Genomic DNA, 22,847 nt, shown 5'->3' on the forward strand with positions numbered 1-22,847 from the left:
TTTTGCGAAAAAGACGTCGAAAAAAAACCCCGAGCCAGTCGGGGTTTTCTCATGTTTCTTACACCGGATCGTTCATCAGAAGATGTTGATCGGGTAGTCCACGAACACACGCACTTCGTTGCCGCTGCTGTTGTAGTCGGCGGATTTCTGCGACACGCGCAGAATCGAGCTGCGCAGTTTCACGCTAAGGTCTTTCGCCGGACCGCTTTGCACGACGTATTTGACCTGGTTGAAGATCTCACGCTCGGTGCCACCACTGCTGGTGTCGGTGGTGATGTTGTCGCCACGCACGTAAGCAAAGTTGTAGCTCAGGCCAGGTACGCCAAAGGCACCGAAGTCCAGGCCGTAGCCCAGTTGCCAGCTGCGCTCGTCTTCAGCGTTGAAGTCCGACCAGTACGAGTTGGCCAGGTAAATGGTGTTGCCACCGTCGCCCTGACGACGACCATCGTTCTGATAACCGCCGTACGGATAACCCAGGTTGCTGTCACCGGTACTGCGCTGGTGCGCCACGGTGAACGAGTGCGGGCCGGTGGCGAATGTGGCCGCCAGGCTCCAGATCTTGTTGTCCTGGCCGCCGGTGTTCTTGATGTCGGCATAGGACTTGTCGAGCTTGGTGCGATAGCCGTTGAAGTCCAGGGTCAGGGACTGATCCTTGTCGATCGGGAACACGTAGTTGGCGTTCACGTACTGCTTCTTCATGACGTCTTCAACGTCGGAAGCGTACAACGCCGCCTTGAACTGTTCGGTGAACTGGTAGCTACCGCCCAACACGTTGATCGACTTCAGACCACCGCTGTCACGGCCTTCAGCGCTTTTACGCGATTCGGCAGTGAAACGACCGGCGTCCAGTTGCAGGCCTTTGATCTCTTTGGAGGTGATCAAGGTACCGGTGTAGCTTTCCGGCAGCAGACGCGAGTTGTCGTAGTTCAGCACCGGCAGGGCCGGCATCTGGTCGCCGTACGTCAGCACGGTGTTGGACACGCGGAATTTGACCGCAGCGCCACCCTTGGACAGGTCGTCAGCCGCATTGCCGCTGTCACCCTGTTTGAAGAAGTCGATACCACCGGCGCCGCTGCGGCCCTTGCCGCCATCCAGACGCAGTGCGTAAAGACCGAAAGCATCGACACCCACACCAACGGTGCCTTGGGTGAAGCCGGAAGAGAACGTACCGATGGCCGCCTGGCCCCACTCGGCTCTGTCCGGATTGCCGTCTTTGTAATCACGATTGATGTAGGCATTGCGCAGCAGCACTTTCAGGCTGCTGTCTTCTACAAAACCCTTGGACTCGGCCTGGCCGTCAGCCATTGCCGAAGTGGCACTCAACATCCCCAGTGCGATCAGACTGATTCGCTTGTTCAACATTTTGTTTTCCTTATTACGGGTTGAAACGCGCTGTGTCGAACGGCTGAAACGGCGCTATTGCACTCTTTTTTCACCCCGAAACAAAAAGACCCGCCCACGGCAAAACCGTGTCGGGCCCTTTTATTATTTTTGAGTCATGGCGGTTGGCCACAGGCGTTGGGCCGAATCGTAGCCGCGCCCTCAATAATGTGTCAATTTCAAGAATCGTCTTTAAATAGGTAAAAATCGTCTAAGAATCGTAAATTTTGCGATAGCGTATTGCTCGGAAATGCGCTCAGCCAGTGAATCCAGTGCGATTACGCGCAACCGTCGAGACCGCATTGCGCGGGGGATTGCCCCGACTCAACAGTGACAACCGCTTGCCCCAACCAGTCGGCGAAGGCCTGCGGTTTGCCAAGCCATGGGCTGATGTCGATCAAGGTGAATTGCCCGTCCCGCTCCAGCGCCAATGTCGGAAATCCCTGGCCGCCCAGTTGTGCCAAGAGTTCTCGGCTGGCTTTTACATGCGCTGTCGTATCAACGGATTTAAACGCAGCCGCAAAGGTGTCCTCGGTGTAGCCCAACTCCCAGGCGAGTTCGAAAAGTACGGATTCATCGGCAATCCGCCGTCCTTCCACGTAATGCGCCGTCTGCAAACGTCCGAGCATCTGCAAACCGCGACCGTCGATGGACTCTGCCGCCATCACCGCCGCGATCGGCGGCGTCGAATCGAAAACCGCCGAGTGATCACGCAGCAGACCCTCGAAATACGCTTCGCCAAAGGGTTGTCCGGTGTATTCGGCAATGCGCCGATCGTGGGGCATGACGTAATCGCGCAATTGCGGCGAAACTTGCTGGCGATTCGCACCGCTCATCATTCCGCCCGCATGGACAACGACCGGCAACACTTGCTGCGCCGCTTGCACCAGCGGTTTGGCACCGTAGCACCAGCCGCACAATGGATCGTAAATGTAGTGAAGGATCATGGGAGAACTCCGGCAGCAAAGTAGAAAAATTCGATGCCGGCAGACTATTCCTACGCGTATTGGGGAAAAACGCCGGATTGGCTCTCAGACTGTTTCGAGAATCGGTCGAATGGATCGACCGGTCAGGATGTGTCGAAATCGACATAAATTGAAACAATCTGACAGGGGAACTTCTCGGGAATAAATTACGGGAGCAAATGCAAAGCATTACCATTCGCGCGTTTGAATTTCCTTACCCTTTCGGATGCGCTTTTCCATGCCTGCCCCGTTCCGCCTCACGCCTGTCACCCTTGGATTGTCTGCCTTTCTGTCCAGCGGTTTTGCTTACTCCGCCACCGAACTGCCCGCCACCGCGATCAGCGCCGAAGAACAAGCCGAGGACCCGCGCGTCAAGATCAGCAACACCGCGACTCGCACCTCCACCCCGGTGCGTTACGTGCCGCAGGCCATCGACTCGATCAAGACCACGAACGTCGCCGACTACGGCACCAATGACATCGGTGACGCCCTGAGCGGGATTCCCAACGTCAGCAGCAGCGCCGACACGCGCTTCGACAGCCTGCGTATCCGCGGCTTCGACGCCAGCAACGACTTCTATCTGGACGGCATTCGCGACGACAGCCAGTACAAGCGCGACCTGCACAACATCGAACGGGTCGAAGTGCTCAAAGGTCCGGCGGCGGTACTTTACGGCCGTGGCAGCCAGGGCGGGATCGTCAACCGCGTGAGCAAGCTGCCCGAGTTCGGTCGTCGTTCGACCATCGAGGCCCAGGGCGGCAGCGACGACCTGCGCAGCCTGTACGCCGACCTCAGCACCGACCCCAGCGAAAACCTCAGCCTGCGCCTGAACATGGGCAACATGGATGAAAACAGCTTCCGCGACGGCGTCAGCGGCAACCGCCAGCTGTTCGCGCCGTCGATGAGCTGGCAACTGACCCCAGACTTGAACTGGCTGGTGCAATACGAATACAGCCGCTACAACCGCACACCGGATCGCGGCATTCCCGGTGTGAATGGCCGCCCGGCGGATGTCGGTCGCGACACCACCTACGGCAACGATCACGATTTCATCGACGACAAGGCGCAGTCCCTGCGCTCGAAACTCACCTACGAGATCAACGACAACTGGCAGCTGCGCCAGACCTTGGGGATATTCAAGCTCGACAGCGATTTCGACAACACCTACCTGACCAGCTTCGACCCGAAAACCAACAAGGTTGCGCGCCAGCACTGGCAGCAGGATCTGACCACCCGCAACGTCTACAACAACCTTGAGCTGGAAGGCGGTTTCGATACCTTTGGTCTTGAGCATCGCCTGCTGACCGGCGTCGAGATCGGCAGCCAGCGCCGCGATCCGAAGTTGTACAACGCCGCGACCGGCAGGACCCCAGGCGCACAACCGGTGCCGTCACTTGACCTGTTCAACCCCAACCGCGAGCTCCGTCATACCGGCAGCATGCAGGTGTTCAGCGACAGCCACACCGAAGTCGAAAGCCGCGCGGTGTACGTGCAGGATCAGTTGCGTCTGAACGATCAATGGCAACTGCTGGCCGGCTTGCGCTACGACACGTTCGATATCGAGTCGACCAACCAGCTCAAGAGCCTCACTGAGGATCGTGACAGCCACAGCACCAGCCCGCGCTTCGGGATTGTCTGGACGCCACTGCAGAATCATTCGTTCTATGCCTCGTGGTCGAAGACCTTCTCGCCCGTTGGCGGCGGCCTGATCGGCATCACCCCGGGGGCTGCCGGCAATAGCAACGACTTGAGTCCGGAGCTTACCAAACAGAAAGAAATCGGCGTGAAAAGCGACTGGCTGGATGATCGCTTGAGCACCACGCTGGCGGTTTACGACCTGGAACTCTACAACCGCCGCACCAGCGACCCGAACGATCCGACCCTGACCGTCATGACCGGTCTTCAGCGCTCACGGGGTGTGGAGCTGACCGCCACCGGCAAACTGGTCGGCAACTGGTACATACGCGGTGGCGTCGGCGTGCAGGACACCACCATCGAGAAGGACAACAACGGCCTGGAAGGCAAACGCGTCAACAACGTGGCCAAACACAACGGCAGCCTGTTCCTGACCTGGAAACCGGAGATGGGCTGGTACGGCGAAACCGGTCTGACCCTGGTCGGCCAGCGTTATGCCGACAACGCCAACACCACCGTGCTGCCGGGTTACGGTCGCTGGGATGCGCTGGTCGGCTACCGTTTCAAGGACTGGGACTTGCGCGCGGCACTGAACAACATCACCGACCGCGAGTATTACGCCTCGGCCACCAGCCAATATCAGATCCAGCCAGGCGCACCGCGCAGTGTGGTGATGACCGGTACCTACAGTTTCTGAATGCACACAAATCCTGTGGGAGGGGGCTTGCTCCCGAAGGCGTCGTGTCAGGCAACACCATCGTCACTGACTGATTGCATTCGGGAGCAAGCCCCCTCCACAGGTTCAATGTTCGCAATGGTTTCCATCGTGCATAAAAAAGCGCCGCCATCCCGGCAGCGCTTTTACCAATCCCTGTTGTTTTTCTTATCCTTCCATCACAGCCCATAACGCTTCCAGTTCGGCCTCGCTGAACAGGCCAGCGGGGTAGCGCTCGATCATCATCCGGCGCGGATCAGGTTCCCTGATCTGACGCGTTCCATTGGACTTCAAAAAGTGCGCGACAATCTGGAGCGATTCGCCGTTGACGGCCATGGGATGCAAAGTCCGCTCGCTGACTACGTTCACTTCGGCGTTCATTTCAGCGCTCTCTCCCCGTTCGTGAGCGGCTAAGTTATCCAAGGTATATGACAGAACTGTTGAAGTTCCCCCCTCTCCCTAGTGCACTTTGTCCGATACAAGAGCTATGCCAAGGTTTCCGATTTGTCGACAGGCGGATACAAACAAGCCCGCGGTCCAACAGGGCCGCGGGCTTGTTTGAATGTGTAGCAAGCTAATCTTTGCCTGGCCGATTTATGAATCAACTCAAGCTGTTACGTCTCAACTCACTCTTTGTGCGGGGCTGGCTGTTGTTGGGTAAGGCAGTGGATATTGCCGCCGCCCAGTAACAGTTCACGGCCCGGCACCATCACCACTTCGTGTTGCGGGAACAGCTTCTGCAGGATTTCCCGCGCAGGCGCGTCCATCGGATCGTCGAAGCTCGGCGCGATGATGCCGCCGTTGACGATCAGGAAGTTCACGTAGGAACCGGCCAGGCGCACGGAAGGGTTGCGCTCCTGCGTACCGTCGACCGGATCGACACCGGCGCACTCCTCTTCGGTCGCGTACAGCGGCCCCGGAATCGGCATCTTGTGCACCGTGAACGGGCGCCCCTTGGCATCGGTGCTGCTTTGCAGCACGTTCATCGCCGCCTGGCAGCGCGGGTAGTTCGGATCCTGCGGATCGTCGCTCCACGCCAGCAGCACTTCGCCCGGGCGCACGTAGCAGCAGAAGTTATCCACATGACCGTCGGTTTCGTCGTTGAACAGACCATCCGGCAGCCAGATGATCTTATCCACAGACAGATTGTCGCGCAGCACCGCTTCGATCTCTTCGCGGCCCAGGTGCGGGTTGCGGTTGTGGTTGAGCAGGCACTCTTCGGTAGTGATCAGCGTGCCTTCGCCGTCGACGTGAATCGAGCCGCCTTCCAGCACGAAACCTTCGGTGCGATAACGCGGGCTGCGCTCGATTTCGAGAATCTTGCCACCGACCTGCGAATCACGGTTCCACGGCGAATACAGACCGCCTTCAAAACCACCCCAAGAGTTGAAGTCCCAGTTCACACCGCGCACTTCGCCGCTGTTGTTGATGACGAATGTCGGGCCGGTGTCACGTACCCAGGCATCATCGCTGGACATCTCGACCACGCGGATATTCGGCACGTCGAGGCGTGCGCGAGCGTTCTCGTACTGACCGGCCGACACGGCAACCGTCACCGGTTCAAAACGGGCGATGGCCTTGGCCACTGCAACATGCGCGGCCTGCGCCGGCTTGCCACCCAGGCGCCAGTTGTCCGGGCGCTCTGGCCAGATCATCCAGGTCTGGGTCTGCGGCGCCCACTCGGCCGGCATGTAGAAGCCATCGTCACGCGGGGTACTTTTCAAAGTGGTCATCGGAACAGGACTCCTGGGAACCGTAGAAGGGTTGCAAAGCGATGGCGACTTTATAACCGATAAATATCGTATTTTAAATGCTTTAAAATGACTCTCGTCTAAAAAAAACAGTTAAATACCGATACAAATCGAATTAGCACATGCCCCCATGTGGGAGCGGGCTTGCTCGCGAAGGCGGCACATCCGTCGATATCACCTTTGAATGAAGAACCGTATTCGCGAGCAAGCCCGCTCCCACAAAAGCAGCGTTTACAGACCTTCTTCGAGTACCCGATCCAGCATGTCGACAAAGAAGTCGACACTGCCGCGCGAGGTGACCATCGGCGGTTTGATCTTGAGAATATTCAGGTCATCCCCGGTCGGTTGCATGAAGATTCCCAGCTCGCGCAGGCGATCGCACAACAACGTGGTCTCCTCGGTGGCCGGCTCCAGCGTCTCACGGTTGCGGATCAGCTCTACCCCCAGATAGAACCCGGAACCATGCACCGCGCCCACCAGCGGGTGTTTATCGATCAACGCCTCCAGCCGCGTCTTGAAATGCCCGCCAACCACCTGGGCGTTTTCCCAGAGCTTTTCTTCTTCCATCACATCCAGCACCGCCATGCCGATCTGGCAGCTCACCGGACTGCCGCCGGCCGAAGAGAAGAAATAGCCTTCGGCCTCCAGCGCTTCGGCGATTTCCCGACGCGTAATGACGGCGCCCAGCGGCTGGCCGTTGCCCATGCCCTTGGCCATGGTGATGATGTCCGGCACCACGCCTTGCTCTTCGAAGCCCCAGAAAAAGTGACCCATGCGCCCGTAACCGACCTGGACTTCGTCGGCGATGCACACCCCGCCTTGGGCCCGCACCAATGCGTAAACCTGCTTCAGATAACCGGGCGGCAGGGAAATCCCGCCGGCGTTGCCGTACACCGGTTCACAGATGAAACCGGCCAATTGGCGCTCCTGCGCGGCGATATGCGCCAGTTGCGCTTCGACGCTGCGCACATAGTCCGGCGCAGAATCCAGGCCACGGAATTGGCCACGATAAATATTCGGCGCGGTCACCGGGTGCACCCAGTCCGGGCGGCTTTCCAGCGCGCGCGGGTTGTCGGCAACCGAGGTCGACACCGCATCGGCGCCGACCGTCCAGCCGTGATAAGCCTCCAGCACGCTGAGCATGTCGCGCCCGCCGCTGTAGGCCCACGCCAGACGGATCGCCAGATCGTTGGCCTCGCTGCCACTGTTGACCAGAAACACCCGATCCATGCCTTCCGGCGCCAGCTTCAGCAAGCGTTCGGAGAACTGCGCCACGGCTGCATAGTTGAAGCGCGAGTTGGTGTTGAGCAGCGACCACTGTCGCGCCGCCACCTGAGCCATGCGCGGATGACCATGGCCGAGCACTGCAACGTTGTTGAGCATGTCGAGATAGGAACGGCCCTGCATGTCGATCAGGTGATTGCGCCAGCCACGCTCGATGCGCGGCGGGTCGACGTAATAATGTTTTTGCGTGCGGGCGAAACTGGCGTCGCGCCGTTCGAGCAAGGTTTTGGCGTCCAGCTCCGGCTCGGCATCGCAGGCCAGCCCCAGCAGTGCTGCCGGCGACGGGCACAACGCCTGCCACGCGGCAGCGCGCGAAGGACTGCAGAACAACGGCGCATCCAGCGATGCGACGCGGCTCAACTGCACAATCAACGGGCCTCTGACCGCACCCAGCACCTGACCTTTGACCAGCGCCGCGCCGCTGTGCAGCGAGGCGTTCACGCCCCTCAGCCGCACGCTGAGCTGCGGTCCGTCGAGTTGCACCACACCATCCGCCGCGTGATGCAGCACACCGGCAAACGGCGCTTCCACCGCCGAGCCCTGCGGCACGCGCAACTCAACGTGCAGCGGGAACGTCTCCGGTTCGACCGCGCTGTCCACTCGCGTCTGCGACAAGCGGTATTGCCCGTAACGACTGGCCGCCAGGCCATGCGTGGCAGCGGCTTCAGTCAGCAGTCGTTGATCGATACCCTCCTGCTCCCAGTTGCCTGCCTCAAAATGCGGACTCAGGACGCCAAGATCGATCAGCGCAAATTCACGCCCGACCAGCTCTGGCAACAGTGGCGCAAAACCCTCGCTGCCGACCGTCGGCAGACGCTGGCCGACTGACGTGAGGATCGCCGCTTCCATCAGCGCCAGGGGTACAGAAGTGGCCACGTGGAAAATTTCCCATTCGTGGCCAAGGTTGTCGCGGCTATAGGTATTACCCGGGTCGATGCTGACCTGTTGCTCGCCACTGAGCACCAGCACCGCCGCCCGCGCCACGATCAACGGCCACAACGCCAGCAATTCCTCATGTTGCAGTGGATTGACCGCGTGATAGGCCTGCACCGCCGGCAGAATCACAAACGGATCACCGCCGGCATGGTGCAGCAGCGCCGCGCACGTCACCGACAGATCGGTGATACGCCAGGTGCGCACCAGATCACCGAAGTCGATCACGCCCTGCAATTGCCAACGACGCTTGGCATCGCGTTGCCAGACAGCGTTATCGTCGGTGATGTCCATGTGGATCGCCTGCACCGGCAGCTTGTCCTGCAACGGCTGCAAGCGACGTTCGGCCTGTTCGGCGGCGTGCGCGATCAAGGCGCGCTGGCCCTCATCCCGAATCACCGGCAGCAGGTGGCTGATCAGCGCACTGGCGTGGCGCGCGTCCCATTGCAGCGTGCGCTGAAGGCCCGGGTGATCGAAGCCGGCCAGCGCCAGGTCCATCTCGCCACACAACTGACCGAATCCAGCCACTACGTCATGGCCCAAATGCTCAAGATGAGTCAGCGGCTGACCTTCGATGTAGTCCAGCAACCGCACGTGCACTGGCTCGCCGTCGGTTTCCAGCGACAGCAGATCCTCACCATTACTGGCCGGGATCACTCTGGGCACTTGCACCGACGAGTGCTCGGCAAGGTACTTGAGGCCTGCATGCTGAGCCTGCAACTCCACAAGTGCATAATCGCCGCGGCAGATTTTCAGGACAAAGCGCCCACGTTCAGTGTCGACCCGATAATTCAGGTCCTGCTGACTGCCCAGCGCCAGTAGCGTGCCGCTGAGCCCGTAATGCTCGGCCAACCACTGCCGGGCCTGCGCTTCAGAAACCTGCGGGCTGGGCAAACTGGCGCGATGAATCAACGTGGCGAGCGGCATGGGACGACCCCTGAGATTTTATTAGGTGCCTATATCGCCATTGCTGCAGTGGATGCGCAACCCCCGATCGCGGTTATTCCAGCGCTCGCATCCGTCGGGGCTTTGCGCAAGAATGTCGGCCATCCACACCTATCCGGAAACCCCTCATGAATGTAATCACCACCGATCTGCCCGGTGTTCTGATCATCGAACCCAAGGTATTTGGTGACGAGCGCGGCTTCTTCTACGAGAGTTTCAACGCCAAGGCATTCCAGGATGCAACCGGTCTGGACACTCAATTCGTTCAGGACAACCATTCGCGCTCGCAGAAAGGCGTGCTGCGCGGCCTGCATTACCAGCTGCAAAATACCCAGGGCAAACTGGTTCGGGTGACCGCCGGTGAAGTGCTTGATGTAGCCGTGGATATCCGTCGCAGTTCGCCAAATTTCGGCAAATGGACGGCTGTACATCTCTCCGCCGAAAACTACCGTCAACTGTGGATCCCGAAAGGTTTCGCCCATGGTTTCGTAGTGCTGAGCGAGTTCGCCGAATTCCTCTACAAGACCACCGACTACTACGATCCATCGTCGGAACGATGCATTCGCTGGGACGACCCTGCTCTGGGCATTGACTGGCAACTTGACGAAGCGCCGAAGCTGTCGGCCAAGGATCAGGTCGGCGCGCTGCTCAAGGACGCTGACGTCTTCGCCTGAGCCTAGGCATAATGCGCCTGTCACCACAGGCGCATCCGGCTCATGAAACCATCTCTCCCCCGCAGACCCCGCTGGCGCAGCCTCGCCCTGCTGGCGCTGTGCCTGGCGCCGCTGCTGTGGCCGCTGGAGCATCTGGCCGAGCGCTATTACCGCAGTGAACTGGCCGGACAAAACCGCCAGACCCTCGACCTCTACGTCGCCAACCTGCTGGGCACCCTGCACCGTTATGAAGTGTTGCCGCAGATCCTCGGCGACCTGCCGGCCCTGCGCGCCGTGCTCGGTGCACCGGACGACGGTGTCACACAGGGCAACGCCAATCGCCTGCTGAAAAACATCGCCGCACAGACCGGCGCCGAAGTCATGTACCTGATGGACACCAGCGGCCAGACTCTCGCGGCGTCGAACTGGGACAAACGTGACAGCTTTGTCGGGCGCAATTTCGCTTTCCGTCCGTATTTCAGCGAAGCGATGGCCGGACGTCTGGGGCGTTTCTTCGGCCTCGGTACCACTTCGGCCAAACGCGGTTATTTCTTCGCCGCGGCAGTGCGCAACGGCGAAAAAATCATCGGCGTGCTAGTGATCAAAGTCGACCTCGATCACACCGAAAGCCTGTGGGGCAAAACCCCGGAACAACTGTTGGTGACCGACCACAACGGCGTGGTGATTCTCACCTCGCGCCCGGAATGGCGCTTTCGTTCAACCCGCATTTTGAGCGACACCGAGCGCTCGGCAATCACCGCCATCCTGCCTTATCCGACCCGCGAGCCACGTCCGCTGAACCTCAGCGACAGCGCCTGGCTGACCCAAACCGTCGATATCGCCGAAACCGGCTGGAGCGTCAGTATTCTTGCCCCGCGCACGCTGATCGATCGTCCGGTGCGCACCGTGGTCGCAATCGGCGGCGCCACGCTGTTGGTGGTGATGCTGTTGCTGGGGCTGATGATGCAGCGTCGCCGGCATTACCTGGAACGCATCGCCTTCGAAGCCAAGGCCCGTCGTGAACTGGAAGGTCGGGTGGCCGAGCGGACCAGCGATCTGGAAGGCCTCAACCGCCGCCTGAAGCAGGAAGTGCTGGAGCGTGAACAGGCTCAGCAGGAGCTGGTCCGCGCCCAGGACGATCTGGTGCAGGCTGGCAAACTCTCGGCGCTGGGCACCATGTCGGCGAGCATCAGCCACGAGCTCAACCAGCCGCTGGCGGCGATTCGCAGTTATGCGGAAAACGCCGAAGTGCTGCTCGATCATCAACGCACCGACGACGCCCGTGGCAATCTCAAACTGATCAGCGAGCTGACCGGGCGCATGGCCTCGATCATCGCGCACCTGCGCGCCTTCGCCCGCCGTGATCGCCACGCCCCGGAAAGCGTGGCTCTGCAACCGGCGCTGGACGATGCGCTGGCATTGCTCGCCAAACGGCGCCGCAGCATGGAAGTCGAGCTGATCCGCGACCTGCCCGCCGCCACGCTGTGGGTCGAGGCCGGGGAAACCCGTCTGCGCCAGGTGCTCGGCAATCTGCTGGCCAACGCCCTCGATGCGCTGACCGAAAAAGGCCCGCCGCGCAAACTGTGGCTGAGTGCCGAATCCACCGCCGAGGGCGTCAATCTGTACATTCGCGACAACGGCCCGGGCTTTTGCATGGAAGCCCTCGGCCGCGCCAGCGAGCCCTTTTACACCACCAAGACCCGCACTCAGGGCCTTGGCCTGGGGCTGGCGATCTGTGAAACCCTGATGCGCGCCTTCGGTGGTGAACTGTCGTTCGCCAACCACAAGCAAGGTGGCGCCTTGATCACCCTGCGGCTGCGCGCCGGCGCGCCCGGGGTCAGCCTGCAACCGTCCGAGGATCGAAGTGCATGACCATCGACAATCGCATTCAGGTGGTGTTGATCGACGACGATCCGCACCTGCGTCAGGCCCTCGGCCAGACCCTGGACCTGGCCGGGCTGAAAATCCTTCCGCTGTCCGAAGCCAAAGGTCTGGCCGGGCAACTGGAGCGTGACTGGCCCGGCGTGGTGGTCAGCGACATCCGCATGCCGGGCATGGACGGCCTGGAACTGTTAAGCGAATTGCACGCTCAGGATCCGGAGCTGCCGGTGCTGCTGATCACCGGCCACGGCGACGTGCCGTTGGCGGTGCAGGCGATGCGTGCCGGCGCCTATGACTTTCTGGAAAAACCGTTCGCCAGTGACGCGCTGCTCGACAGCGTGCGCCGCGCCTTGGCCCTGCGCCGGCTGGTACTGGACAACCGCAGCTTGCGTCTGGCCCTGAGCGATCGCAACGAACTGAGCGCGCGACTGGTCGGCCACTCGGCGCCGATGCTGCGCCTGCGCGAGCAGATCGGCGCGCTGGCGGCGACCAAGGCGGATGTGTTGATCCTCGGTGAAACCGGCGCTGGCAAAGAGGTCGTGGCCCGTGCGCTGCACGATTTGTCGAGCCGGCGCAACGGCCCGTTCGTGGCGATCAACGCCGGGGCGCTGGCCGAATCGGTGGTCGAAAGTGAGTTGTTCGGGCATGAGCCGGGCGCGTTTACCGGCGCGCAGAAACGCCGGATCGGCAAGTTCGAATTCGCCAACGGCGGCACGCTGTTCCTCGATGAAATCGAAAGCATGAGCATGGACGTGCAGGTGAAACTGCTGCGCATGCTGCAAGAGCGTGTGGTCGAACGGCTGGGTGGCAATCAGTTGATCCCGCTGGACATCCGCGTCATCGCCGCGACTAAGGAAGATCTGCGTCAGGCTGCCGATCAAGGGCGTTTTCGCGCCGACTTGTACTATCGATTGAACGTTGCACCGCTGCGCATTCCGCCACTGCGCGAACGCGGCGAAGATGCGCTGGTGCTGTTCCAGCATTACGCCGACGAAGCCAGCGCCCGACATGGCTTGCCACCGCATGAACTGCAGCCGGCGCAACGCGCCTTGCTGTTGCGCCACACCTGGCCGGGCAACGTGCGCGAACTGCAGAACGCTGCCGAGCGCTTCGCCCTCGGTCTGGAACTGGCGCTGGATAACAGTGGAAGTGAAGGCGGCGGCACCGCTGTGGAAGTCATCAGTGGTGGCCTGAGCGAGCAAGTGGAAAACTTCGAGAAGTCGTTGATTGCCGCCGAGCTGGCGCGCTCGCACAGTTCGGTGCGCAGCCTCGCCGAAGCCCTGGGTATTCCGCGCAAGACCCTGCACGACAAACTGCGCAAGCACGGCTTGAATTTCGCCGACAGTAACGCCCATGGAGACGAAGCCGAATGAGCCGCGACAGTCACTATCTGGAATCGGTGCTGCATCACGACATTCCCCTGACGCGCGAGATGGGCCTCAAGGTCCTCGCCTGGCACGAGCAACAGCTGAGTCTGCACTTGCCGCTGGAGCAGAACGTCAATCACAAGAGCACCATGTTCGGCGGCAGTCTCTACTGTGGCGCGGTGCTGGCGGGTTGGGGCTGGCTGCATCTGCGCCTGAAAGAAGAAGGCATCGACGACGGGCACATCGTGATTCAGGAAGGCCAGATCAGTTATCCGCTGCCCGTGACCGGTGATGCCACGGCGATTTGTCCGCCACCGGAAGCGGCGGTCTGGAAGAAGTTTCTGGCGATGTATCAGCGTTATGGGCGCGCACGGTTGACGCTCAATACGCGAATCGTCAACGCCGGCAGTGATGAGAATGCAGTGACGTTCAGCGGGCAATACGTTCTGCACCGCTGAACGTCAACAGCCCCTCACCCTAACCCTCTCCCGGAGGGAGAAGGGACTGACCGAGGCGTCTTGCGTCAGGCATCGACCTGAAAGATCGGCAGCGATTATGGATTCAGTAGAACTGGCTCAAGTCGGTGAACCTCACCAGCATCCCCCAATCGGCCTCCTCTCCCTCCGGGAGAGGGCTGGGGTGAGGGGAATCGAGAATCCACCCACTTACCCCCGAGCCAGCTCCAACAGTCTTGAACGCCACGCCGCCTTCGCCGGCAACGCCAGAAAGAACTCATTGAGCAGCGATTCCCGCGCCGGATAACAGAACGCTTCGCCCTGCAGATCCAACACTTCGCCGCCAGCACCTTCGAGCACGCCCTGCGCCGCAGCGGTGTCCCACTGCGAAGTTGGCGCCAATCGCGGATAACAATCCGCCGCCCCTTCAGCCAATAGACAAAACTTCAACGAACTGCCGATGTTTGCCAGTTGCAACTCGCCCAGGCTGGCGCTCAGACCGGCAAGCAGCCGCTCTTGCTCCGGACTCGAGTGCCGACGGCTCGCCACCACGGTGAACGCTTCACCGGGCGCGAGCACCTCACGCACCTGAATCGCCACCGGAGAACCACCTTTGTCCCCACGCCACGCGCCGAGACCGGCTCCGCCGACATAGAACCGGCCATTGGTCGGCATCGTCACCACGCCAAACACCACCCGCCCGTTTTCGATCAGGGCGATGTTCACGGTAAATTCTTCACTGCCGCTGATGAACTCCTTGGTGCCATCCAGCGGATCCACCAGCCACCAACGCTGCCACCCGGCGCGCACGCTCTGCGGGATGTTGGCGTCTTCCTCGGACAGAATCGGAATACTGGAGTCCAGCGCGGTCAGCCCGGCGACGATGACATGGTGCGCGGCCATGTCCGCTGCGGTCACCGGTGAATCATCGGACTTGGCGGTGACCTCCACGCCAGAGCGCCAGAACGGCAGAATCGCCTCGCCAGCCTGCAACGCCAGCTCAACCACCGGCGCCATCAACGGATGGGAAAACTTCATCGACATCTCACTCATGACTGAAAGAACCCGCGCTGCGTCAGCAGATCACGCGCCAGATACAGCGCCGCCAGGGCGCGGCCTTCGGTAAATTGCGGGTTTTGCGCCAGCGCCGCCAGTTCACGCAGGTTGACCTTGTCGACCCGCATCGGCTCCGGCTCGTCGCCCTCCAGACGCTCCTCGTACAAATCGGTGGCCAACACCACCTGGATCTTCTGGCTCATGTAACCGGGCGACAGCGACAACTCGGTCAGATGTTCCAGCTGGCGCGCGCCGAAACCGGCCTCCTCCTTGAGTTCACGCTCGGCCGCTGCCAGCACATCTTCACCCGGCTCGATCAAGCCTTTGGGCAGGGACAGTTCGTACTCGTCAGTGCCGCCGCAGTATTCCTCGACCAGCACCGCGTGTTCGCTGTCGAGCATCGCCACAATCATCACCGCGCCATAACCCGCGCCTTTGCCGACCAGACGCTCGTAAGTGCGTTCCACGCCATTGGAAAAACGCAGCTTCAGTTCTTCGACGCAAAACAGACGACTGGTGGCGACAATCTCGCGGGCGAGTACAGTGGGTTTCTGGCGCATGCAAAGCTCCTTGGCGTGAACGCGTTACTATAACGCGGCTTTCCCGATTGTTTGTGTCGGATATCTTTCTACCGCTCGAGACGTTGCCATGCCTTCTTTACCGTGGTCTGACATCGATACCGTCCTGCTGGACATGGACGGTACCCTGCTGGATCTGCACTTCGACAACCATTTCTGGCTGGAACACCTGCCGCAACGCTACGCCGAACTGCACGGGGTGAGCCGGGCCATGGCCGATATGGAATTGCAGCCGCTGTTCGAGCGCCATGCCGGGCAACTGCAGTGGTACTGCCTGGATTTCTGGAGCACCGAACTGAAACTCTCGGTGCGTGAACTGAAACTGGAAACCGCGCACCTGATCGCGCTGCGCCCGGATGCCGACACCTTTCTGCAGGCGATCAAAAAGGCCGGCAAACGGGTGATCATGATCACCAACGCGCACCGCGATTCACTGTCGTTGAAACTGGAACGGATCGAACTGGCGCCGTACTTCGAGCGGCTGATCAGCTCGCACGATTACGGTTTCCCCAAAGAGAATCCGCAGTTCTGGGATGCCTTGCAGGCGGATATCGATTTTGATCCGGCACGCAGTCTGTTCATCGACGATACGTTGCCGATTCTGCGTAGTGCGCGGGAATTTGGCGTGACGCATTTGTTGGCGGTGAAAGAGCCGGACAGTCGCAAGGGGCCGAAGGACACGGCTGAGTTTGCGGCGGTTGAAGACTACCGCGATTTGATCCAGGGACTCTGATTTCCTGCAGGAGCTGCCGAAGGCTGCGATCTCTTGACTTTGATTGTTTAAAAAACAAGATCAAAAGATCGCAGCCTTCGGCAGCTCCTACAGGGGTTGTGAGTTACTCAGGGATACGCAGGGTCTGGCCCGGGTAGATTTTGTTTACATCTTTGAGCATTGGTTTGTTGGCCTCAAAGATCTTGTTGTACTGATTGGCGTTGCCATACACCGCGAGGGAAATCGCACTGAGGGTGTCGCCTTTTTTCACCACGACAAAACGTGCGGCAGCCACAACCGGCCCGGTCACGGTGATCTGATCATCAACACTGCCCACGCCTTCGATGTTACCCACCGCCAGCAGAATTTTTTCCTTCTCCTCCTGGCTTGCAACTTCACCGGTGACCGTCACCTTGTCACCGTCCACGGTTGCCTGAACATTCGGGTTGCCCAACCCGACCTTGCTGATATGTTCCTTCAACTGCTCGCTGGCATTGGCATTACCCGGGGTCAGCAGGTCGATCAGCTTTTCACCGGCTTCTTTCACAAAGCTCAACAGACTCATAGCGCACACTCCTTGATTGGGATTCCAGACGTCCAAGCCTAGACCACACCAGACCAACCCGGTTCCGGGCCGACCAATGACCCGGCAGCCGCTTGATCGACGCCATCTATCAATAGATCGACAGTACCGATTAGACGCGACAAGTTGCCGCGCCTAGTCTTAGCGTTGATCAATCCGTCGGTGATGCCATGAACGCCAAGCGCCCAACTTGCGCGGCGCCTGCAATCGAAACACCCGCGCCCGCCGCCAGCCAGACCTACAGCTACAGCGATCTGCCCCTCGTGGAATCGGCCAGCACCGCGCTTGCCGAGGAAGTCGCGTTGGCGATTGCCTACAACGGCATCAGTCAGGCGGTGATGCTGGTGACGCCGACCGATCTGGAAGACTTCATCGTCGGTTTCAGCCTTGGCAGTGGCATCATCGAAGACGCCAGCGACATTTATGACCTGCAACTGACCGGCGCAGGCTCGGCGCAATACGCGCAGGTGACCATCGCCAACCGCGCGTTCTGGAACCTCAAGCAACAGCGCCGACAACTGGCCGGCACCAGCGGTTGCGGGCTGTGCGGCGTTGAAGCCGTCGAGCAAGCCTTGCCCGATCTACAAGTCCTGCCCGGCGCTCCGTTGCCGCCCGCCGCATGGCTCGACGGTCTGCGCCAGCGCATCGGCGCGTTCCAGCCGCTCGGTCAGCACTGCGGCGCGGTCCACGCGGCGGTGTTCATGAACGCCAGCGGTGAATTGCTGCTGGGCCGTGAAGACATCGGCCGGCACAACGCTCTCGACAAACTGATTGGCGGCCTGATCCGCCAGAAGATTTCCACAGAAGGCGGCCTGGCGATTGTCACCAGCCGTTGCAGTCTCGAATTGATCCAGAAAGTTTTACGCGCCGGCATCCAGACTCTGGTCAGCCTGTCCGCGCCCACGGGCCTTGCCGTGCAATGGGCCCGTCGCCACAACCTCAATCTCATCCACCTGCCGCAGAAGAATGCGCCGCGGGTCTACAGCCCAGCGATGGAGAATCAAGCGTGAGCCAACATCATCAAGCCGACCAGAAACCTGTCCCGCGCTACAAACCTTACAAAGGTGCAGCCGGCGGCTGGGGTGCGCTGATCAGCGTGGCCCAAGCCTGGTTGACCAGCGACAACGCGTTGAAAAACCTGCGAATGATGCTCAAGACCAACCAGAACGGCGGCTTCGACTGCCCGGGCTGCGCCTGGGGCGATTCGCCGGAAAGCGGCATGGTCAAGTTCTGCGAAAACGGCGCCAAAGCGGTGAACTGGGAAGCGACCAAGCGTCGGGTGGACAGCAAATTCTTCGCCAAACACAGCGTGACCTCGTTGCTGGAGCAAAGCGACTACTGGCTTGAATACCAGGGCCGCCTGACCGAGCCGATGGTCTACGACGCCGAGACCGACCGCTACAAACCCATCGCCTGGGACGATGCCTTTGCAATGATCGGCAAACACCTGCAAGCGCTGTCGAGTCCGGATCAAGCCGAGTTCTACACCTCCGGTCGTGCCAGCAACGAAGCGGCGTACCTGTATCAGCTGTTCGTGCGCGCCTACGGCACCAACAACTTCCCCGACTGCTCGAACATGTGCCACGAGGCCAGCGGTGTGGCGTTGGCGCAAAGCGTTGGCGTCGGCAAAGGCACCGTAACCTTCGACGACTTTGAACACGCCGACGCGATATTCGTCTGGGGCCAGAACCCCGGCACCAACCATCCGCGGATGCTTGAACCACTGCGTGAAGCGGTGAAGCGCGGCGCGCAAGTGGTGTGTATCAACCCGCTGAAAGAGCGTGGCCTGGAACGTTTCCAGCACCCGCAGCACCCGATCGAAATGCTCACCAACGGCGACAAGCCGACCAACACCGCGTACTTCCGTCCAGCACTGGGCGGCGACATGGCGGTGCTGCGCGGCATGGCCAAGTTCCTCTTGCAGTGGGAGCGCGATGCGCAGAAGGCCGGCACGCCGGCAGTGTTCGATCATGACTTCCTCAATGCGCACAGCGCCAACGTGCTGGAGTATCTCGGCGTGGTCGATGACACGCCGTGGGAGCAGATCGTCGCGCAGTCCGGCCTGACCCTGGTCGAGATCGAGCAAGCGGCGCGCATGTACGCCAAAGGCAAGAACGTGATCATGTGCTGGGCGATGGGCATCACCCAGCATCGCCATTCGGTGCCGACCATCCAGGAAATCGCCAACCTGATGTTGCTGCGCGGCAACGTCGGCAAGCCGGGCGCCGGCCTGTGTCCGGTGCGCGGTCACAGTAACGTGCAGGGCGACCGCACCATGGGTATCAACGAGCGTCCACCGGTGGCGTTCCTCGACTCGCTGGAACGGCGCTTCCAGTTCAAGGTGCCACGTGAAAACGGCCACAACGTGGTCGAGGCGATCCACGCCATGGCCGAGAGCCGCGCCAAGGTCTTCATCGGTCTGGGTGGCAACTTCGCCCAGGCCACACCGGACAGCCCGCGTACCTTCGCGGCGCTGAGCAATTGCGACCTGACTGTGCAGATCAGCACCAAGCTCAACCGCAGCCATCTGGCCCATGGTAAGGACGCACTGATCCTGCCGTGCCTGGGTCGAACCGATATCGATATCCAGGCCGAAGGCCCGCAAGCGGTCACCGTGGAGGACTCTTTCAGCATGGTTCACGCGTCCAACGGCCAGTTGCAGCCGCTGTCGAACCAGATGCGCTCGGAACCGGCGATCATCGCCGGCATCGCCGCCGCCACGCTGGGCAGCAAACCGGTGGACTGGAACTGGCTGGTGGCCGATTACCGGCGCATCCGCGACCTGATCGCCGATACCATTCCGGGCTTCAAGGACTTCAACGAGAAGGTCAAGAACCCGGGCGGTTTCTACCTCGGCAACAGTGCCGGTGCACGCAAGTGGAACACCCCGTCGGGCCGGGCCAATTTCCGCGCGAACATGCTGCCCAAGGATCTGGTGCACGAGCGTACCCGCGCCACCGGGCAACTGCCGGATCTGATCCTGCAATCGATGCGCTCCCACGACCAGTACAACACCACGATCTATGGCCTCGACGACCGTTACCGTGGGGTCAAGGGTCAGCGCGATGTGCTGTTCGCCAACGAGGCCGACATCATTCGCCTGGGCTTCCGCCCGGGACAGAAGGCCGACATCGTGTCGATCTGGGACGATGGCCGTGAGCGTCGGGTGAAGGGCTTTACCTTGCTCGCGTTTGATATTCCGGCGGGGCAGGCCGCGGCTTATTACCCGGAAGTGAATCCGCTGGTGCCGCTGGAAAGCACCGGGGATGGCAGCCATACGCCGACGTCGAAGTTCATTGCGATCCGGCTGGAGGCTGCAAGCGAGACTGGGTTGATCATGGCCAAATCTGCGTAAAGCGTTGCCTGGACTGACCCCTTCACGAGCAAGCCCGCTCCCACTTTGGAATGCATTTCAAATGTGGGAGCGGGCTTGCTCGCGAAAGCGGTGGCACATTCAACAAAACTCTTCGTACCTTGCACCCTTCCAACGCCCACAAAAAAGGCCGCTTTTTCACAAAAGCGGCCTGTCCGAAGTAGCTAAAGACCGGCGAAAATCGCTTAAGTTCCGCATACAAAACAGCAACTTGCATAATTGTATACAAGTCGTGTTATTCGTCGGATTTCGATTGTCAGCCTTGTTACACAGCCTCAGGATCGGCGCCGTCATCCCTTTGAGGCTCCTCTATGAAGTTCTCCTCGATTCTCTTGTTGTCCCTTGGCCTGGTCAGTGGCTTCGCTTCTGCCGGAGGCACCACCGAAGCAGGTGTGGGCGGCGCATTGGGCGGGGTTCTTGGCTCGGTCGTCGGTCAGTCTTTAGGCGGCAGCACAGGTTCAACCATTGGCGCAGCTCTGGGCGGCGCGGGTGGTAGCGCGGTCGGCGCCAACAAACACAGCCGTGGCGAAGCGGCCATTGGCGGTGCGTTGGGCGCAGCCGGCGGTAACGTGGTTGGCCGCAGCATGGGCGGTACCACCGGCAGCCTGATCGGTGCCGCAGCAGGTGGCGGCGCCGGCGGCGCGCTGGGCAACTACATGGGTAACCAGAGCAACGACGAGGGTCGTCATTACGATCGCGGCCGTGACGACCGTCGCTACTATCGCGACCGTCACCCTGGCCGTGGCCACGCTTATGGCCACCGCAAGCATCACCGCTACTATCGCGACTAATCCGTTGCGTTAAGCGCGAAAGCAAAAATCGCAGCCCAAGGGCTGCGATTTTTTTTGCTCTGGTTCAAACCACCAGACGCTCCAGCGCGTCACGCAATCTGCCTGGAATCGGCACCGGCTGATTACTCGTCCGGTCCACGAATACATGGACAAAACGCCCCGCCGCACACGCCTCGCTTTCACCGACCTTGAACACCGCCAGTTCATATTGCACCGAACTGTTACCCAGCTTGCCGACCCGCAGACCGATCTCGATCAGGTCCGGGAAAGCGATCGAGGCGAAATAATCGCAAGATGAACTCACGACAAAACCCACTACCTCGCCGTCGTGGATATCCAGGCCACCGACCTGAATCAGGTAAGTGTTCACGGCAGTATCGAAAAAGCTGTAGTAGGTGACGTTGTTGATGTGGCCATAAGCATCGTTGTCGTGCCAGCGGGTGGTGATCGGCTGGAAATGCGGGTAATCGGCGCGTTGCGCCATGGTGCTGGACATCGGTATCGACTCCTTGAGTTATCTGTCCAGTCTAAAGGTAAAAACCTTTGCCTCGCGCCGCCAGCTCGCCAATCAGTGGGGCCGGCCGCCATTGATCGCCCTGTCGCGTCTCCAGCGCCAGCAAGCGCTTGTGAATGTCCGCCAGCCCCTGATCGTCCGCCCAGGCCATCGGGCCGCCTCTGTCCGCCGGGAAGCCGTAGCCATTGAGGTACACCTGATCGATGTCATGCGCCGATTCGGCAATGCCTTCCTGCAGAATTTTCGCGCCCTCGTTGACCAGCGCCAGAAGACACCGCTCGAGGATTTCCTCGGACCCAATCTCCCGGCGCTGAAAGCCGAGGCCTTCGCTGACGCTCAATATCAGCGCATCGACCTCGGGATCATGCTCGGCCTGACGACTGCCTGGCTCATAGTGGTAATAACCATTGCCGGATTTCTGCCCGAATCGGCCCATCTCGCACAAGCGGTTGTCGACTTGAACCTCTGGCGCATCCTGCCCCTTGCCGGCCAATTCGCGCGCGCGCCATTCCAGATCGATGCCCACGACGTCATACATGCGGAACGGTCCCATGGCGAAACCGAAGCCCTGCAAAACCGTATCGACCTGCTGTGGATAAGCGCCCTCGAGCAGCATCTTGCGCGCCTCCAGTACATACGGATGCAACATGCGATTGCCGATAAAACCGTGGCAGTTGCCCGCCACCACACTGACCTTGCCCATGCGTTTGCCCAGCGCCAGCGCCGCTTCCAGTGCGGCTGGCGACGTCTGCGCCCCGCGAACGATTTCCAGCAGTTTCATGATGTGCGCCGGGCTGAAGAAATGCAGACCGAGCACTTGCGATGGACGTTTTGTTGCAGCGGCAATCGCATCAATATCCAGTGCCGAGGTGTTGCTCGCCAACAACGCCTCAGGCTTGAGCAGGCCATCCAGTTCGCGAAAGATCTTCTGCTTGAGCGCGAGGTTTTCGTACACCGCTTCGATCACCAGATCGACATTACGGATCGCCGGGTAATCCGCCGCCGCGCTGATCCGGGCAAGACGTGCATCCGCTTCGACCTGATTGATCCGGCCCTGGCGCACGTTGTGTGCATAAGTCTGCGCCACGGTGCCCAGCGCCTGTTCGAGCATCTGTGGGTTGTTATCGACCCACTGCACGGCGATGCCGGCATTGGCCAGGCACATGACAATACCGCGGCCCATGGTGCCCGCGCCGATCACGGCAGCTCGCTGAATATCGATGGATGTCTGGCTCATGTTGTTCTCTTGTTGGCGATCCGAAGACAGCCTTCACCA

19 protein-coding genes are annotated in these 22,847 nt (G+C 60.6%); 9 read left to right on the plus strand and 10 right to left on the minus strand.

Annotation, left to right across the window (positions count from 1 at the left end; genetic code table 11):
• Window positions 1-75: 75 nt before the first annotated feature.
• The gene (locus LVD08_RS13580) at window positions 76-1,362 is read right to left on the minus strand and encodes an OprD family porin (RefSeq protein ID WP_225137109.1); all 1,287 of its coding nucleotides are present in this window, start codon (window positions 1,360-1,362) and stop codon (window positions 76-78) included.
• Between the two features lie 296 nt (window positions 1,363-1,658).
• Window positions 1,659-2,327 (minus strand): DsbA family protein, encoded by a 669-nt coding sequence (locus LVD08_RS13585; protein WP_247268378.1) that lies wholly within the window; start codon window positions 2,325-2,327, stop codon window positions 1,659-1,661.
• 256 nt (window positions 2,328-2,583) lie between these two features.
• Between LVD08_RS13585 and LVD08_RS13590 the strand changes: the two genes are divergently transcribed.
• Window positions 2,584-4,677, plus strand: a complete 2,094-nt coding sequence (locus LVD08_RS13590; protein ID WP_247268379.1) for a TonB-dependent receptor — start codon at window positions 2,584-2,586, stop codon at window positions 4,675-4,677.
• A gap of 186 nt (window positions 4,678-4,863) precedes the next feature.
• On the opposite strand, the gene LVD08_RS13595 is transcribed toward LVD08_RS13590, so the two are convergent.
• From LVD08_RS13595 to LVD08_RS13605, 3 genes are all read right to left on the minus strand, one after another.
• Window positions 4,864-5,076, minus strand: coding sequence for a hypothetical protein (locus tag LVD08_RS13595; RefSeq protein ID WP_007961849.1), 213 nt, complete (start codon window positions 5,074-5,076; stop codon window positions 4,864-4,866).
• A 245-nt stretch (window positions 5,077-5,321) separates the two neighbouring features.
• Window positions 5,322-6,428: an agmatine deiminase gene (gene aguA, locus LVD08_RS13600; RefSeq protein ID WP_247268380.1), complete on the minus strand. Its 1,107-nt coding sequence runs from the start codon at window positions 6,426-6,428 to the stop codon at window positions 5,322-5,324.
• A gap of 249 nt (window positions 6,429-6,677) precedes the next feature.
• Window positions 6,678-9,590, minus strand: coding sequence for an aminotransferase (locus LVD08_RS13605; protein ID WP_247268381.1), 2,913 nt, complete (start codon window positions 9,588-9,590; stop codon window positions 6,678-6,680).
• Window positions 9,591-9,736: 146 nt separating this feature from the next.
• Here LVD08_RS13605 and rfbC point away from each other — a divergent pair, with 146 nt between their 5' ends.
• The 4 genes from rfbC to LVD08_RS13625 are packed head-to-tail and all read left to right on the plus strand — an operon-like array spanning window position 9,737 to window position 13,967.
• A complete protein-coding gene (gene rfbC / locus LVD08_RS13610) occupies window positions 9,737-10,282 on the plus strand; it encodes a dTDP-4-dehydrorhamnose 3,5-epimerase (RefSeq protein WP_247268382.1) in 546 nt (181 codons plus the stop codon).
• A 42-nt stretch (window positions 10,283-10,324) separates the two neighbouring features.
• The gene (locus LVD08_RS13615) at window positions 10,325-12,133 is read left to right on the plus strand and encodes a sensor histidine kinase (RefSeq protein WP_247268383.1); all 1,809 of its coding nucleotides are present in this window, start codon (window positions 10,325-10,327) and stop codon (window positions 12,131-12,133) included.
• Window positions 12,130-13,515 (plus strand): sigma-54-dependent transcriptional regulator, encoded by a 1,386-nt coding sequence (locus LVD08_RS13620; RefSeq protein WP_027611226.1) that lies wholly within the window; start codon window positions 12,130-12,132, stop codon window positions 13,513-13,515. The genes LVD08_RS13615 and LVD08_RS13620 overlap by 4 nt, the downstream gene beginning before the upstream one ends.
• Window positions 13,512-13,967 (plus strand): YiiD C-terminal domain-containing protein, encoded by a 456-nt coding sequence (locus tag LVD08_RS13625; protein ID WP_247268384.1) that lies wholly within the window; start codon window positions 13,512-13,514, stop codon window positions 13,965-13,967. Before LVD08_RS13620 ends, LVD08_RS13625 begins: the two co-directional genes overlap by 4 nt.
• Before the next feature lie 207 nt (window positions 13,968-14,174).
• On the opposite strand, the gene cysQ is transcribed toward LVD08_RS13625, so the two are convergent.
• On the minus strand, window positions 14,175-15,008 hold the full coding sequence (cysQ, locus tag LVD08_RS13630; protein WP_134787543.1) for a 3'(2'),5'-bisphosphate nucleotidase CysQ: 834 nt from the start codon (window positions 15,006-15,008) through the stop codon (window positions 14,175-14,177).
• Between the two features lie 5 nt (window positions 15,009-15,013).
• On the minus strand, window positions 15,014-15,580 hold the full coding sequence (gene nudE / locus LVD08_RS13635) for an ADP compounds hydrolase NudE (protein ID WP_047600934.1): 567 nt from the start codon (window positions 15,578-15,580) through the stop codon (window positions 15,014-15,016).
• A gap of 88 nt (window positions 15,581-15,668) precedes the next feature.
• On the opposite strand from nudE, the gene yrfG reads away from it, so the two are divergent.
• The gene (yrfG, locus tag LVD08_RS13640; RefSeq protein ID WP_247268385.1) at window positions 15,669-16,331 is read left to right on the plus strand and encodes a GMP/IMP nucleotidase; all 663 of its coding nucleotides are present in this window, start codon (window positions 15,669-15,671) and stop codon (window positions 16,329-16,331) included.
• A 103-nt stretch (window positions 16,332-16,434) separates the two neighbouring features.
• On the opposite strand, the gene lysM is transcribed toward yrfG, so the two are convergent.
• The gene (gene lysM, locus LVD08_RS13645) at window positions 16,435-16,875 is read right to left on the minus strand and encodes a peptidoglycan-binding protein LysM (protein WP_027611221.1); all 441 of its coding nucleotides are present in this window, start codon (window positions 16,873-16,875) and stop codon (window positions 16,435-16,437) included.
• 188 nt (window positions 16,876-17,063) lie between these two features.
• On the opposite strand from lysM, the gene fdhD reads away from it, so the two are divergent.
• From fdhD to LVD08_RS13660, 3 genes are all read left to right on the plus strand, one after another.
• Window positions 17,064-17,903 carry a formate dehydrogenase accessory sulfurtransferase FdhD gene (fdhD, locus tag LVD08_RS13650; protein WP_247268386.1) on the plus strand — a complete coding sequence of 280 codons (840 nt, stop codon included), beginning with the start codon at window positions 17,064-17,066 and terminating at the stop codon, window positions 17,901-17,903.
• Window positions 17,900-20,248: an FdhF/YdeP family oxidoreductase gene (locus tag LVD08_RS13655; protein ID WP_247268387.1), complete on the plus strand. Its 2,349-nt coding sequence runs from the start codon at window positions 17,900-17,902 to the stop codon at window positions 20,246-20,248. Before fdhD ends, LVD08_RS13655 begins: the two co-directional genes overlap by 4 nt.
• 329 nt (window positions 20,249-20,577) lie before the next feature.
• Window positions 20,578-21,057, plus strand: coding sequence for a glycine zipper domain-containing protein (locus LVD08_RS13660; RefSeq protein WP_027611218.1), 480 nt, complete (start codon window positions 20,578-20,580; stop codon window positions 21,055-21,057).
• A gap of 64 nt (window positions 21,058-21,121) precedes the next feature.
• On the opposite strand, the gene LVD08_RS13665 is transcribed toward LVD08_RS13660, so the two are convergent.
• Together LVD08_RS13665 and LVD08_RS13670 are read right to left on the minus strand one after the other, a co-directional pair.
• Window positions 21,122-21,553 carry an acyl-CoA thioesterase gene (locus LVD08_RS13665; protein ID WP_097086913.1) on the minus strand — a complete coding sequence of 144 codons (432 nt, stop codon included), beginning with the start codon at window positions 21,551-21,553 and terminating at the stop codon, window positions 21,122-21,124.
• A 31-nt stretch (window positions 21,554-21,584) separates the two neighbouring features.
• Entirely contained in the window at window positions 21,585-22,808 is a 1,224-nt protein-coding gene (locus tag LVD08_RS13670; RefSeq protein WP_247268388.1) for a 3-hydroxyacyl-CoA dehydrogenase, read from the minus strand.
• Window positions 22,809-22,847 lie beyond the last annotated feature (39 nt).

Source organism: Pseudomonas sp. YL2, assembly GCF_023063025.1.
In the GTDB taxonomy this organism is placed as follows: domain Bacteria; phylum Pseudomonadota; class Gammaproteobacteria; order Pseudomonadales; family Pseudomonadaceae; genus Aquipseudomonas; species Aquipseudomonas putida_A.